Source organism: Heliobacterium mobile (genome assembly GCF_009720735.1).
GTDB classification, from domain to species: domain Bacteria; phylum Bacillota; class Desulfitobacteriia; order Heliobacteriales; family Heliobacteriaceae; genus Heliobacterium; species Heliobacterium mobile.
In genome coordinates this window covers 188,833-203,806 of the sequence record NZ_WNKU01000002.1, presented here as the reverse complement: position 1 = coordinate 203,806, position 14,974 = coordinate 188,833, and the positions used below count along the sequence as shown (strand labels likewise).

The window sequence follows — 14,974 nt, the reverse complement described above, 5'->3', positions numbered from 1 at the left end:
TCTTGTGATCGGTTTAGGCGTAGCGGCCGGCCTGGGACTTCTTCGCATAACGAGTGGCGACCGGGGAGATACGACATGGGCGGAGCGTTCGATTCAAGCCATTTTGGCGCCCTTACAAGCGAGTGTTTCATTCGTTACCCGGGAAACCGGTTCCATCGGCCAGGCAGTCGTCAACTATAAGCAAGTCCAGGAGGAAAACGAAAAACTTCTCCGCGAAAACGGCGATCTTCAGCGGGAAAAGGGACTCCTCCGGCAGTATCAACTGGAGAACCTAAGGCTAAAAGAGTTGTTACAGTTTAAAGAAGAGAAACAGGGGAATTATCAACTGCTCTCTGCCCGGGTGATTGCCCGGGATCCCAATACTTGGTTCCATTCGTTGACGCTGGATCGGGGCTCTGCCGACGGCATCACTAAAGATATGGTCGTCATCAACAATGATGGGTTGATCGGTCATGTCACATCGGTTACATCCCATTCCTGTCAGGTTTTGCTGATCATCGACCGGGAAGGTCCTGTCCCCGGCATGTTGCAGACAAGTCGCGAACCGGGTATTGTGGAAACGAAGGCCGATGGCTCGGGATTGCTCCAGATGGTTCACTTACGTCGTGATTCTGCAGTCCAAGAAGGACAACTGGTTCTCACCTCGGGATTGGGCACATTATATCCGAAAGGACTTCCCGTTGGATATGTAGTCGGCATTGAACCGGAACCGAATGGATTGACGAAACGGGCCAGTTTGCGAACGGCTGTTGATTTTCAACGGCTCGAAGAGGTCTTCATCATTCAAAAGGTCATTCACCAGGAGGGAGATTAGGTGCGATTTGTAATCTTAGCTCTCCTGACGGTGATCAATGTTGTTCTTCAGACCACCTTGTTAAATCACCTGTCCATCGGCGGCGTTGTTCTTCATTTGGTGCTGATCCAGGTGATCTTCGTGGGTATCATGAACGGCTCCCGTTTTGGTGGCCTTTTTGGCGTGCTGGCTGGACTGTTACTGGATCTAATGGCAGGAAGATACATTGGACTCAATGGGCTTTCCATGGCAGCCATCGGATTCGCCGCCGGTTTGATTGAAGGCCGTCTCTACAAGGACAATTTGATTGTCCCCTTGGGAAGTGTTCTCGTGGGCACGCTACTTTTCAACGGTTTGGCCTTTCTGTTGGGGACATTTGCAGGATTGCGCTTGACGGTGGTCAATTTTTTTATGACCCTTTTGATCCAGACTCTATACAACACAGCAGCAGTCCCCTTGTTATACGGCCTCTTTTACCGGGCCGCTGATCAAGGATGGCTGCCCAAGGAAGAGGTGGGATCATGAGCGTCGAATTAGGCGATTTAACAGGGAAATTTGGGAGCGACTTAAATAACGATCCGCCTGCGGCAAAACGCAGAAAAGACCTGGAATCGATCTTTCGTTTTTTTTCTATATTGACTGTCCTTGTTTTCGTGGTGCTTGCATCTCGCTTAGTCTACCTTCAATTTATCGCATCCGATCAGTACACCACTACGTCCGAGGAAAACCGGATCAAACTGCTGCCGATTCCGGCAATGCGGGGCGATATTGTCGATCGAAACGGTATCACCTTAGCTACTTCTATACCGGTATACAATGCTTATGTTACTTATTTGGGTTTACAAAATACTGATATGAATGGCGTCATCGAAAGGATCGCTCAGATTCTGGGTGCCAACGATCCGAAGATTACGCCCGATTACATTAAGAACCTGATCAATAACCAAAAGTTTCGACTCTACGAACCCATTTTAATCAAGTCTGGTTTGAGCGAGACCGAGGTGGCTATGTTGGAGGAGCGACGGGCTGACCTTCCAGGTCTCGTTGTGGAAAAAGGCCCAGTTCGTTCTTATCCGCCCTATGAAGGCACCCGAATCGCTGGTCACATGCTGGGGTATGTTCGGGAGATCAGCGAAGACGAACTAAAACGCTTATCAGAACAAAAAACGGACCAGAAATACGATCTGAACGATATGATTGGTAAATTCGGTTTAGAGAAAGCCTATGAGTCCTATCTGAGAGGCGAGGATGGCTACCAGCAGGTGGAAGTTAACCGGACTAACCGGCCTATCCGGAACTTGTTCACGCAAGACCCGATTCCCGGAAACCGGCTCGTCTTGACGATCGATGCGAAAGTCCAAAAAGCTATGGAAGATAGCATGGACAAGACGCTTACCCAGTTGCAACGGGAAAATCCAAAAGCGAAGGCAGGCGCCGCCGTAGCCATCAACGTGAAGACTGGGGCCATCCTGGGTATGGTTTCCCGACCTAATCTCGACCCAAATGATTTCATTGGCGTCATGGATCAGTCCATGGCCGATTATTATTTCCGCTCTGACCCTCCCGCCCATATCAATCGGACGATTCAAGCCGCTTATCCGCCGGGCTCCACCTTTAAACCGATCACAGCCATGGCTGCACTTGAAGCGGGGAAGCTTGACCCTCATGAACACATCACCTGTACAGGCGCTTATTGGGAAAAGCCGAATATCAAATGCTGGCAGGTCCATGGATCGGTCGATTTAAACGATGCCTTAGCGAAGTCCTGTAACGTCTATTTTCAGGAGATGGGACGACGGGCCGGTATCGACTATATCAATCAGGTTGCACGAGAATTTGGTCTTGGTCAGGAGACGGGCATCGCTCTTCCGGGCGAAGAAGAAGGATTGCTTCCAGGAAGAGACTGGAAAAGAGCCTGGGGAAGCTCCTATGCGAATAACCGCTATCAAGCTCGTATCCGGGAATTAGAAAAGCAAACACAGGAACAATTAAACAATGCCCAGACTGAAGAAGAAAAGCAAAAAATACAGAAAAAAGACAGCCAGATGCGGAAGACCATTGAACGGGACTATAAGAGTGATATGAATTATTGGCCCTACTGGCAAGCTTACGAAACGTACAACACCTCAATTGGACAGGGACGAAACCAGTACACCATACTGCAATTGGGCAACTACATCGCCACGTTAGCCAACGGTGGTACACGCTATCAGCCTTACTTGGTCGATCACATTGAGTCGCCTGACAAACAGATCGTTCAACAGTTCAATCCTACCGTCATCAATCAAGTCTCTGTCAGTCCGGAGAATATTGCTTTGGTCCGAAAGGCCATGCATGCTGTTGCTGACGAAGGAGGAACAGCCAACTACTTGTTCCAGGACTTCCCTTTCCAAGTGGCCGCCAAAACCGGAACTGCCGAGACGGGCCGAGCCGGGGACAATAAAGAAAAAGATTATCACGGCGTCTTCGTCGCCTTCGCACCTTTTGACAACCCGGAAATCGCCTTTGCCGGCGTCATCGAGTATGGTTATCATGGCGGATCCTCAGCGGGTGTTGTCGCCCGGGCCGCTTTTGAACAGTACTTCGGTTTAAAGCCGTCTGCTTCTGGCGCTCTGGTGCCTGCCGGACATGTCGAAGAATAAGAAACGAGGAGCTTCTCCTCGTTTTTTTGTTTTTCTTTGAAGGAATTCCCCGCGAAGCGTAGAATTTATTGTTGAATTAAAATGGTAAAGTTATGGAAATCGGCTGAAGGGCTGAGGATGACGCAATGAAGAAAGCAGATATCGTGATTAAAGGTTCAAAAGACGGGCTTACCTTTTATCTGGACTCGCAGTGCGATTTTTCCGACTTGGTTGTTGCCATCGAGCAGAAGCTTGCGTCAGCCGATTGTTTTCTCGTCGGCGCTCATGTGAATGTAGACGTGGGTTCACGCAAATTGTCAGAGGAACAAATCGAACGACTTCGAATCCTCTTCCCGTCATACGGGCTTATATTGCGAGGCATTACATCCTGGTCTGATTCCGAAGGAAACAATGACGAGGGGGAGGGGGCAACTATGAAAGGAAATCGAGAACGCATCTATCAAATTGCGAATCACCTCTACGAATCAAGCGAACGTCCCGAACCCGCTGGTGAAAGCAGCAAGTTCGAACCCAAAGAATCTATCGTTTCCTTCGAGCCTGCAACTACCGAAGCGCCTCCATCTTCCTTATCGACGGCAGCAACCGATGACGGGGCCGAAAATGAAGCGCCTATCATCACACTCGGCGGTGATGAACAAACCTTGCTGATCCAACGGACTTTGCGTTCGGGGCAAACGGTGCGTTACCCTGGAAACGTAGTTATTTTAGGGGATGTCAATCCGGGGGCCGAAGTGATCGCCGGTGGAAACATTATTGTCATGGGTGTTTTTCGAGGTGTAGCGCATGCTGGTGCCTTGGGCAGCTTGGATGCAGTGGTGACCGCCTATCGGCTTCGTCCCACTCAACTGCGCATCGCCAACCATATTACCCGTCCGCCCGATGAAGACGATGACGGACCGGACCATCCGGAAATCGGCCGCATCCGGGACGGCATGGTGACAATTGAGCGATATCACTATGGTAGCAAATCTTTTGGCAAAGACGCATAAGGGAGGAACTCAAATGGGTGAAGTAATGGTCATCACCTCGGGCAAAGGCGGCGTCGGTAAAACTACGACAACGGCGAACATTGGAACCGGATTGGCTTCCCTCGGATATAAGGTCGTTTTAGTCGACACGGATATCGGGTTACGCAACCTCGATGTGGTCATGGGTCTTGAAAACCGAATTGTCTATGACATCGTCGATGTGACTAGCGGACAAGTCTCTTATTCAAAAGCGTTGATCAAGGACAAGCGGTTTCCCGACGGACGGCTGAACCTACTGCCGGCAGCACAGACGAAAGATAAGACCGCCGTCAACCAGGCTCAGATGCAAAAACTCTGTGAAGATTTGAGAAAAGAGTTTGACTTTGTTTTGATAGACTGTCCGGCTGGCATCGAACAAGGATTTAAAAATGCCATCGCCGGTGCGGAAAAAGCCATCGTCGTAACGACTCCAGAAGTTTCGGCGATTCGAGATGCTGACCGGATCATCGGCTTATTGGAAGCAGGTGGACTACGCAATCCCCGTTTAATCATCAACCGCCTCCGTCCGGCCATGGTGAAACAAGGTGATATGATGTCGATTGAGGATATGGTCGACATCCTTGCCATCGACGTAATCGGTGTAGTGCCGGAAGATGATACCATCGTCATATCGACGAACAAGGGTGAACCAGCAGTCCTCGATGATAACTCACGGGCAGGTCAAGCTTATCGCAACATCACCCGCCGTCTTACCGGTGCTGATGTGCCTTTGATGAACCTGGAAGTCTCTGAAGGGCTATTTGACAAAGTGCGCAAGATCTTTGGCATGGGCCGATAATAGGGTTTTGAAAGGAAAGGGGGCAGAGGGCCCATGGCGGTGCTGGACTTTCTCAACCGCATGTTTAGCCGGGAAAACTCCAATAATAGCAAGAACATAGCAAAAGAACGCCTGCGATTAGTTCTGGTACATGACCGCAGCAGTGTTTCTCCCGAGATCATTGAAGCCCTCAAAGAAGACCTCATCCGGGTCATCTCGAATTATATGGAAATCGATGAAAGATCACTGGAAGTTAATTTGAACAATGAGGATAGTTCCGTTGCTTTAGTTGCCAACATTCCTGTTCTGGGATTGAAGCGTCGAAACGTTCCTCGATAATGTTTAGTTTTGATGGTTCTGGCCCCTCTATGAATGAGGGGCTTTTCATCTTTTCTAGGATCCCCTATAATTGATTAAGGTATGCCAATTCAAAGGAGGTTAGGAGGAACACCGTTGCACCGAAAACTCATCCGAAATTTGGACTATACCTTGGCAGCAGTCGTGGTTCTCCTGTTGGCATTCAGTCTGGTCGTCATGAGAAGTGCATCTGCGAATGTAGGAGCCGAACCGTTAGATTTCGTAATCAAACAGACCCTCTGGATTTTTACGGGATTAGTGATTATCGGCATCTCCTTGTTTTTTCGCTATCAGACTTTTGCACGCTATTCCTGGTACATCTACGGGTTTAATCTGGTCATCTTATTGAGCGTTATTCTAGTCGGTGTAAACGTAAACGGAGCCCACCGTTGGATTAACGTCGCCGGTTTTCAGTTTCAGCCTTCCGAATTTGCCAAGTTGTTTATCATTGTTGGATTTGCCGATTTTTTGACAACACGGCAAGGAAGACTAGATACTCTGAAGGATTTGCTTCCTTGTTTTATTTACATCGCTGTTCCGATGTTGCTGATCCTAAAACAACCTGACTTAGGTACTTCTCTTGTCTTTCTCGCCATCATGCTAGGGATGATGATGATCGCAGGTGCCAATAAAAAGATTATGGGCTTGTTGACTTTCGGCAGTCTGGCTGTGGCCATATTTGCCATTTACGGCCATATGACCTGGGGCTGGTGGTTACCCTTACAAGATTACCAGATCAAACGGTTGATCATCTTCTTAGATCCCGATATCGATCCCTTAAAAAGCGGATACCATATACGGCAATCGCTCATTGCGATTGGTTCCGGTGGTCTGTTCGGTAAGGGGTTGTTCCAAGGGAGTCAAGCCCAGTTAAACTTTTTGCCAGAACACCACACCGACTTCATCTTCTCTGTCATTGGTGAGGAATTGGGCTTTATCGGTTCTGTCAGCCTGTTGGCTCTCTTTCTAATGATGATTCTTCGGGGCATCAAAATTGCCTTGGACGCCCGTGATACCTACGGAACGCTTGTTGTTACCGGTATTGTTTCCATGTGGCTCTTCCAAGTGCTTGTAAACGTAGGAATGACAACGGGGATTATGCCCGTTACCGGAATCCCCTTGCCCTTTGTCAGCTATGGCGGCTCCGCCATGATAACAAACATGACTTGTATAGGATTGCTTCTCAACGTCTGTTTGCGCAGGCAGTCTATAACGTTTTAGAGGTGGACGAGGCGTGAGTCAGCTTAAAGTTAACGATCTGATCCAGATTCTTATTCCTTCCGGCAGCATCTACTCAGGCCATTACAAAAGCAGAGTCGAAGATATGGATAAGGACACATTGACTCTCGCTCTTCCGTTCAAAGATGGTCAATTGATTCCCCTGCACGTAGGTGAGCAGGTCATATTTTATCTTTCGACGGAGAATGGCGTTTGGGTCTATCAATCGGTAATTCAATCTCGGCGTTCCCAACCTTTGCCCGTCATCATCGTATCCAAGCCAATCAGGGCAGACAAAGTGCAGCGGCGAAACTTTTATCGATTCCCTGTTTTTTTGGAGAGCCAATTCGCCTTACAGCTGCCTGAAACAGACCCAAAAGACTGGCCTTGGAATAAAATGTGGATTCGCAATATCTCCGGCGGCGGTGTATGTATCGCTTCCAAAGAGCCGATCAAAGTCGGTGAAAAGGTGCTTGTCGATCTTCCGATCGGGAGAGAAGCATTGCGTCTAGGAGGTCAGGTAAAGCGAGTCACTATTGATGGAGAAGGTAAGGATGCACAGTTTTTGCTGGGAGTGGAATTTCTTCAGCCCTCCCGTGGCCAGCAGGAGCAAATCATTCAGTATATTTTTACGCGACAACGGGAACAGCGGAACCAAGGATTGCGCTAAAGCCCTGCCGGTTATGCCGGCGGGGCTGATTTTTTTAGGACCGAAGTACCTATCGAATTGAAACTTAAACATTTATAATGAAAATGGTATTCCTTTGTCGAACTAAAGGAGTGGATTTCATTGGCGATGGCTTGTTCAACCTATTTGGGTTTGACGATTCGGACTCCGAAAACAGGAGACTTTTGCCGCTGGTGGAACCGACGGTTACCCCTACAAGTTTTGGCTTGGGAGTTGCAATCAGAGCACCCGGCTCCGATTGTGGCTGTACGAGTCAATAATGTCTTAGAAGACCTCGAGTTTGTTCCGTCTCGGGATTGCCAAGTGGAAATGGTAGATATGTCTTCCGAGATTGGACTACGCGTCTATGCGAAGAGTTTGACCTTTATTTTAATGCGTGCAGCCAAAGAGCTATTTCCAGATCAGCAGTTGGAGATTCAGTTCTCCTTAAACAAAGGATTTTATGGTGAAATGCTCGGCGATCAGACGTTGACTCCAGAGATGGTCGATAGACTGCGAGAGCGTATGTGGGATATTGTGCGGGCTGCAGAACCGATCGAACGGAGAGTCGTCAAACCGGAAGAAGCTATCAGGCTCCTTACGGAAGCCGATCGGATGGGGCAAGCGAAGATCCTGCGTTATCGCAAACAGGATTTAGTCAACATCTATAGTTGTGGAGAATTTATCGATTTTAGTGACGAGATCCTGGTTCCCCACACGGGTCTGATCACGACCTATCAGCTAGTCCATCACGTATCTGGTTTTTTGTTGCGGTTTCCCGATCAATCCGATCCTTTTCGTATCCCTGATAACGTAGAACAAAAGAAATTAAGTTTTATCTTTCGTGAATCAGACAAGTGGTCAAAAATCGTCAAAGTATCTGACGTCTGTGATCTCAATCGTTACATCGAGACAGAGGAAACAGGCGAACTTATTCGTATTGCCGAGGCACTCCACGAAAAGAAAATTGCCCAGATTGCCGATCAAATTGCTGCAGAACCGGAAAAACACAGGTTGATTCTAATCGCTGGACCGTCATCGTCCGGAAAGACCACCTTCGCCCAGCGGTTAAAGATCCAGTTGCGTGTGAACGGGATGAACCCGGTAACGTTATCGACAGATGATTATTTCTTTCCGAGGACAGAGACACCTCACGATGAATTCGGAAAACCAGACTATGAGTCTATCCATGCTGTTGATTGTGATCTGATCAATAAGCACTTAAGCCAATTGATTCAAGGCGAAGACGTAGAAATTCCTTACTATAATTTTCATACGGGAGAACGGGAGTACAGGGGAAAATACTTGACCATTGATCTGAATCAACCCATTATCATTGAAGGAATCCACGGTCTTAATGAAAAACTCACCCAAGCCGTGGATCGTTCCAACAAATTCAAGATTTATGTAAGCGCACTCGTCGAACTGAATCTAAATCCGATGAATCATATCAAGACAACTGATGCTCGCTGTATTCGTCGTATCGTTCGAGACTTCCAGTTCCGTTCCCACAGTCCTCAAAGAACATTAGAAATGTGGCCGTCCGTTCGCCGGGGCGAAGGACGGTGGATTTTTCCCTTCCAAGAAGAAGCCGATGTGATGTTTAATTCCGCTTTGGTCTACGAATTGGCCGTCTTGTCTCGCTATGCCATACCCTTATTGCAACAAGTAAATTCTGACGAAGAAGTCTACGGCGAGGCCCAACGTTTGCTTACGCTGCTCGATTATTTCCTACCTGTCAACCATGATGAAATCCCCAACAACTCCATTCTTCGAGAATTCATCGGAGGCAGTTGTTTTTTCAAGGAGCATTAATCTGGTATGTATGATGAAAAGATGAGACATAAGTGGAATTATCAATGGAAACAGCTCACGAAACATATAAAGGGCTCCCTGTTCCTCCTGCTGATCAGCAGTTGCTTTTACCTAGTTGGTATATTTGGATTTCCCTCAACAGGCTATGCAATTGAGCCGATAAATCCTTCCGTAAATTCTATTGAATTAATCATTGACGGGGAACGAGTAAATTCGGACGTCGCACCGATCATCAAAGATGACCGTGTTCTCGTTCCCCTACGGGTAGTTTCGGAGTATCTGAAATTGAACCCCACTTGGATCGAGGAACTCAGGGAGGTTCGTCTTGGAAAACCGGGATTATTGATCCTACTTAAGCCGGATGTGAAAACGGCACAGGTGAATGACAAAAAGGTCGATCTTGATGTGGCTCCAGTGATCAAAGACAATCGAACTATGGTGCCGTTGCGGTTTGTCAGTACCGTCTTGGGCGCAGAGGTGAAATGGATCGCTGAATCCCGTACTGTTACCATTTTGACGACTTCTAACCCATCACCAAGCCAAAACCCTCCTACGGCGATCGCTCCCCCAACAACTCCGCCTGTGATAACTCCTTTACCCACATCATCATCTTCGCCACCATCGCAACCACCGCAGGTTCAGCCTACACAGATACCATCACAACCGGCGGGAGAAGCCCCGGTGGAAAAGGTAGTCGGAATAGACTGGAAAATAGAAAATGGGTCTACTATCCTGATCCATCTCGATGCGCCTTCAGGAGATTATAAAGTTACTAGGCTTTCTTCCCCGGATCGATTGATCATTGACTTCCCAAATCTGCGTCTAGGTGATGACCTCCCTCGAAGCACTGTCGTCAACTTGTTGCCGGTAAAACAGATACGTTTTGGTCAATATCAAGCAGATATCGCCCGAGCCGTAATCGATCTGACCGCCAAGGTGGAGCCCCAGATCGTTAAGGCTGCCGCCGGCCTAGAGGTCCGCTTTGCTCTTCAACCAATCCGTCCAACCGAAGAAACGCCTTTGGTACTGCTTGATCCTGGTCACGGTGGAATCGATCCAGGGGCACTAGGACCGAATCAGACTCGGGAAAAAGATGTTACACTCCAGGTGGCTTTGATCCTCCGTGAACTGCTACAGAAAAAAGGAATTGCCGTTCTGATGACACGAACGGAGGACATGTATGTATCACTGGCTGATCGGGGAACCATTAATGACCGGGTCCGACCCGACCTTTTCTTGAGCATTCACGCCAATTCCTTTGCACGTTCCGACGTGGGCGGAACAGAAACCTGGTATTACGATGAACAAGGTAAGCAACTAGCCTCCTTGCTCCAGCAAAATGTTCTTCCGATAACTGGACGAAACGACCGAGGAATCAAACAAGCTGGTTTTTATGTACTCCGTTCATCACCCGTTCCGGCCGCTCTTTTGGAAATGGCTTTCATCTCTAACCCGGACGAAGAAAAACTGCTTTTCGACCGGAATTTTCAAACACGTCTCGCACAGACTCTTTGTGACACCTTAACAAGCTATTTGAATAAGCAATAAATGACTATATCAGTCATACTTTGTCGAACGATTCTTACCTGAACATGGCAGGAAAAGGAAAATAGACCTCGAAAATATTCTACACATTCATATCAGAGCTGTCGGGCTGAAGGCATCGAAAGGAGGCAACGCGGTTGATTTACGCGACTATTGCGTTAATGCTTTTCATTGGGGTTGTAATCATGGCTGAACTCCGGGAAAATAAGACCTATCGAAAACCGAGCGGCCTCGACCCTGTCGCAGTTCGCCGCTTGGTCGGTCAAAACAACAGCAGAGATCGCATCATCCCATCCCGCCAAAATCCTTTTCATGGACACTCAGTGGAATCATAATCATGATTGTAAAAAAAGAACCCGCTATGTTCGCTTTTGCCAGCATAGCGGGTTCTTTTTCATTCGTATAATCTAACTATTTCTCAGTATTTGTCCCTTGTGGATTTGACGAAGGTTGAGCCAACAAACTGTGACGATAACCATAGCCGAAATAAATGATGACGCCGAGGCCCATCCATTTTAAGAAAAGCATCCATGTCGTATAGGGTAAAGAGAACATTAAAAATGTGCAAAAGACAATGGCTAAAAGGGGAGTATAGGGAACGCCAGGGCAGCGAAAAGGTCGTTGTAAATCAGGTCTTTGGTAACGGAGTAAGACAACGCCCAAGGAAACCATGACAAAGGCAGACAGGGTTCCCAAATTGACCATTTCAGCGACGACTTGAATCGGTACAAACCCAGAAATGACGGCAACGGTAATCCCTGTAATCCATGTGGAGATAAAGGGTGTCGCATGTTTGGGATGGATCTTGGAGAAAAGAGGAGGTAACAGACCGTCGCGACTCATGGCATAAAAGACTCGGGTCTGCCCGAACATCATCACCAACAGCACTGTAGTGATACCGGATATTGCACCAATAGAGACGAGTCCCGCTACCCAGTTTTGTCCCGCCACCTGCATGGCTAAAGCAACTGGTGCTGATACGCCGGCAAACTGAGAATAAGGTACAATCCCCGTCATAATCGCAGAAACAATGATATAGAGAACTGTACAGATGGCTAGGGAAGCGATGATTCCAATAGGGAGGTCTCGTTGAGGGTTCTTGACTTCTTCTGCCGCTGTGGAAACGGCGTCAAATCCGATATAAGCGAAGAAGACGATCGCCGCTCCAGACCAGATGCCGGAAATCCCAAAAGGCATGAAGGGAACCCAGTTCGCCGGCTTTACATACCACACACCGACACCAATGAATAAGGCCACTACGGTCAGCTTTATCGCGACCATCACGTTGTTTACCTTAGCGCTTTCCCGGATACCGAGCGATAACAGTGTGGTTACCAATAAGCAAATAATGATAGCCGGCAGGTTAATAACGCCGCCAGCAGCAGGAGGACTCGTTAGCGCCGCTGGCAAGTTGAACCCTAATCCCTCTATGAGCTTCACAAAATAGGCAGACCAACCGATGGCAACGGTAGAGGAAGCCAAGCCGTATTCGAGAACTAAGGCCCATCCGATTAACCAAGCCACAAACTCTCCCAATGTCGTATAAGAATAGGTATAGGCGCTGCCAGAGACGGGACAGAGGGCGGCAAATTCAGCATAGGCCAAGGCGGCAAAACCGCAAGCCAAACCGGCAACGATAAATGAAAGCATCAGTGCCGGTCCGGCATGTTCGGCAGCAGCAATACCGGTGAGAACAAAAATTCCCGTTCCGATAATCGCACCGATACCGAGCAAGGTGAGATCGTAAGCTCCCAAGGTTTTTTTCAAGCCGCTTTTCCCTTGAGAGAACTGGATCAGTTGATCCAGTGACTTCTTGCGCCAAAGATTCATGCTTATTAAGGACTCCTTTCTCTCTTTGCTCAAGTATCTACAGTGATCGGTTAACCTCTATTCTGTGCAAGTTTTCCCCGTTTTAGGGTATGTAAACATCTTGCTCTGAGAATAAAAGGACAATCACACAATGACATATTATAGAGGTAAGTGAATTTAAGCACAATACAGAAAGAAAAAAAGTCCAGAATAAAACTATGATCTGGACCAGTGCGTAAATTACTTATGCATGCTTCGCTGGTGACATTCTGCAAAGGCTCTGTTCATCGCTCGCGTATGTACAGGATTTATGTACTCTCGGTCTGAGGGGTTTGAAAAGCACCACGATGCCATGACGCATTCAGAACATTTTCCGTCACGGTGGGGGCGAGGAATCGGTATGATGTCCGCCATGATATCCTCCACTTATCTTCAGTTTTCCTTCGAAAGTAGTATGCCCTGCCGAAACGAATCAAAACCTTGTCCTATTTTTTCCATTCATTCGCATAAAGTAGACTAAAGAACGGCCAAGGAGGAAAAGGTTTTGAAAAAGTTTATACCGCCCGAATCAGGCGAATGGATTACGAACCGGCGACGGAAAAAGCTTTCTAGCGAAAATACATCCACGCCGGGCACTTCAGAAGAAAAAGAGAAAGGGACAAGCTCTGCCAATCATCCGTGGTCAAGTTCTCACCTCGATTCGGGTCGCCGTTGGTTTTCTAAGGATGATTCGAAATGGGGCGATCCCTCCTGGCGAGAACCTCCCGACGAGCCGGAACCGGGATCGATGCTGCGCCGTTGGTTATGGCAAACGGTTATCGCCGTAGCCATATTCGCTCTGGTCTGGGAAGTCTTTCAGTTTGAACAGCCCTGGGCAAAAACATTGCAGGCGCAAATACGTCAATTGGCCACGGAGAGTATGAACTTAGAACCTCTTCATCAAGCCGTCACGCGGTTAGGTCTTTGGGCTGAAGAGGGAACTACAGTGCCCGTTTTAGCGCCCACCGACGGGGGAGTTCAGTTTGGACTGCCTGTCAATGAACCGGTTAAAGGCGTCATCGTTCAGACTTTTGGACAACAGGGGAATGAGTTTAATCCGGGCATACGGATCGCCGCACGGGAAGGCTCGCCAGTCATGGCAGGGACAGACGGCAAAATCATCAACAGTTGGGAGGAGAACGGCGGAACCTACGTGCAGATTGCTGCTTCTGACGGAAGCATTCGTTTAATGGGGCCTTTGGAAAAAGTAGATCTAAAAGCCGGACAACCTGTTGAATCGGATACGATCGTCGGTCGTTTAGCCCGAAATAAAGAGGATCGACAAGCTCAACTCTACCTGGAAGTGCGGCGCGGCGGGCAAAGTGTGGATCCGCTGGAACGAAACAAAGAGAAGGGAGGCGGAACTGTTGAAGATCGCCCGCCTAGCGGGAGTGGATATCCGCATTAATCAATGGCTGGTGCTGATGTCTGCTCTGTACGTCTGGGCCGGTGTCGGACCTCAGGTGGCATTGGCCTTTCTCTGTGTCGCTTGGCATGAACTGGGTCACAGTGTAGCCGCTCGTCGCGCCGGTTTTTCCGTACAGGAGATCGAGTTTTTCCCTTTCGGGGGAGTGGCTCGAATCTCGCCGGGACTAGAGCAGAGCCCTCGAGACGAAATCATGGTTGCTTTGGCCGGACCGGTTTTTTCATTTATCCTGGTAATCGCCCTCGATGCTGGGCTTATGCTCGGCATGGGGTGGAATGATTCCGTTGAATATCTTCGCAATGTCAATTTTACTTTAGGTGCTTTTAATCTCCTGCCCATTTTACCTCTCGATGGAGGGCGAGTATTCCGCTCGCTCTTAACGACCCTCTGGGGGGCAATGAAAGCATCACAGCAGGCTGCCCTTTGGGGGGAAGGAATGGCGCTGTTGTTCGGGTTTTTATCTATTTTAGGACTTTACTGGCAAAAGTGCGGGCTAGACTTGCCGCTCATCGCCGGTTTTTTGTTTCTCGGAGCCCATAAAGAAAGGACGATTGGGCCTATGATATTCTGGCGCTTGCTTAAAGCGAAGCGGCAAAACTTAGGTACGAAAAAGACTTGGAGCGGAGATGTGGTCGTAGCCCGAGAGGATGTACATATTTCCAACCTGCTACCGCAAATTGTACCTGATCGCTGTTTGTTGGTCACCGTCATCGATAAAGGAGGACGTATCGTTGGACAGGTGAGTGAAAGCGATTTGCTGAGTCATATGATGCAAGGGAAAGAAGATATGCCGGTCGGAGATTTGATCCAAAAAGCTTAAGTGTAAAAAGGGTTGTCTTTAACAGATAAAGGGGATAATCTATTCATGAGTTAAAGGA

At 48.3% G+C, this 14,974-nt stretch carries 14 protein-coding genes; 13 read left to right on the top strand and 1 reads right to left on the bottom strand.

Features of this window, described 5'->3' with window-relative positions; all coding sequences use genetic code 11:
* Positions 1 to 4: 4 nt before the first annotated feature.
* From mreC to GJ688_RS03445, 11 genes are all read left to right on the top strand, one after another.
* Complete coding sequence (gene mreC / locus GJ688_RS03495; RefSeq protein WP_170291617.1) at positions 5 to 814, top strand: rod shape-determining protein MreC; 810 nt, start codon at positions 5 to 7, stop codon at positions 812 to 814.
* Positions 815 to 1,318 carry a rod shape-determining protein MreD gene (gene mreD / locus GJ688_RS03490; RefSeq protein ID WP_155475140.1) on the top strand — a complete coding sequence of 168 codons (504 nt, stop codon included), beginning with the start codon at positions 815 to 817 and terminating at the stop codon, positions 1,316 to 1,318. It abuts the gene before it with no gap.
* Positions 1,315 to 3,435 carry a penicillin-binding protein 2 gene (mrdA, locus tag GJ688_RS03485; protein ID WP_170291616.1) on the top strand — a complete coding sequence of 707 codons (2,121 nt, stop codon included), beginning with the start codon at positions 1,315 to 1,317 and terminating at the stop codon, positions 3,433 to 3,435. Before mreD ends, mrdA begins: the two co-directional genes overlap by 4 nt.
* Positions 3,436 to 3,560: 125 nt before the next feature.
* Positions 3,561 to 4,424 carry a septum site-determining protein MinC gene (minC, locus tag GJ688_RS03480; protein ID WP_155475138.1) on the top strand — a complete coding sequence of 288 codons (864 nt, stop codon included), beginning with the start codon at positions 3,561 to 3,563 and terminating at the stop codon, positions 4,422 to 4,424.
* Positions 4,425 to 4,437: 13 nt separating this feature from the next.
* Positions 4,438 to 5,241, top strand: coding sequence for a septum site-determining protein MinD (minD, locus tag GJ688_RS03475; RefSeq protein WP_155475137.1), 804 nt, complete (start codon positions 4,438 to 4,440; stop codon positions 5,239 to 5,241).
* A 39-nt stretch (positions 5,242 to 5,280) separates the two neighbouring features.
* Positions 5,281 to 5,559, top strand: a complete 279-nt coding sequence (gene minE / locus GJ688_RS03470; RefSeq protein WP_170291650.1) for a cell division topological specificity factor MinE — start codon at positions 5,281 to 5,283, stop codon at positions 5,557 to 5,559.
* Between the two features lie 81 nt (positions 5,560 to 5,640).
* Positions 5,641 to 6,798, top strand: a complete 1,158-nt coding sequence (gene rodA, locus GJ688_RS03465; protein ID WP_155475135.1) for a rod shape-determining protein RodA — start codon at positions 5,641 to 5,643, stop codon at positions 6,796 to 6,798.
* A 13-nt stretch (positions 6,799 to 6,811) separates the two neighbouring features.
* Entirely contained in the window at positions 6,812 to 7,465 is a 654-nt protein-coding gene (locus tag GJ688_RS03460; RefSeq protein ID WP_155475134.1) for a flagellar brake protein, read from the top strand.
* Between the two features lie 126 nt (positions 7,466 to 7,591).
* Positions 7,592 to 9,277, top strand: a complete 1,686-nt coding sequence (locus GJ688_RS03455) for a nucleoside kinase (protein ID WP_155475281.1) — start codon at positions 7,592 to 7,594, stop codon at positions 9,275 to 9,277.
* A gap of 6 nt (positions 9,278 to 9,283) precedes the next feature.
* Positions 9,284 to 10,825, top strand: coding sequence for an N-acetylmuramoyl-L-alanine amidase family protein (locus GJ688_RS03450; protein ID WP_155475133.1), 1,542 nt, complete (start codon positions 9,284 to 9,286; stop codon positions 10,823 to 10,825).
* 134 nt (positions 10,826 to 10,959) lie between these two features.
* Entirely contained in the window at positions 10,960 to 11,157 is a 198-nt protein-coding gene (locus GJ688_RS03445; RefSeq protein ID WP_155475132.1) for a hypothetical protein, read from the top strand.
* 76 nt (positions 11,158 to 11,233) lie between these two features.
* Here GJ688_RS03445 and GJ688_RS03440 read toward each other — a convergent pair whose 3' ends face one another.
* Positions 11,234 to 12,652 carry an amino acid permease gene (locus GJ688_RS03440; protein ID WP_155475131.1) on the bottom strand — a complete coding sequence of 473 codons (1,419 nt, stop codon included), beginning with the start codon at positions 12,650 to 12,652 and terminating at the stop codon, positions 11,234 to 11,236.
* 523 nt (positions 12,653 to 13,175) lie between these two features.
* Between GJ688_RS03440 and GJ688_RS03435 the strand changes: the two genes are divergently transcribed.
* Entirely contained in the window at positions 13,176 to 14,078 is a 903-nt protein-coding gene (locus tag GJ688_RS03435) for a murein hydrolase activator EnvC family protein (RefSeq protein ID WP_155475130.1), read from the top strand.
* Positions 14,038 to 14,916 carry a site-2 protease family protein gene (locus tag GJ688_RS03430; RefSeq protein ID WP_155475129.1) on the top strand — a complete coding sequence of 293 codons (879 nt, stop codon included), beginning with the start codon at positions 14,038 to 14,040 and terminating at the stop codon, positions 14,914 to 14,916. Before GJ688_RS03435 ends, GJ688_RS03430 begins: the two co-directional genes overlap by 41 nt.
* The last annotated feature ends 58 nt before the right edge of the window (positions 14,917 to 14,974 follow it).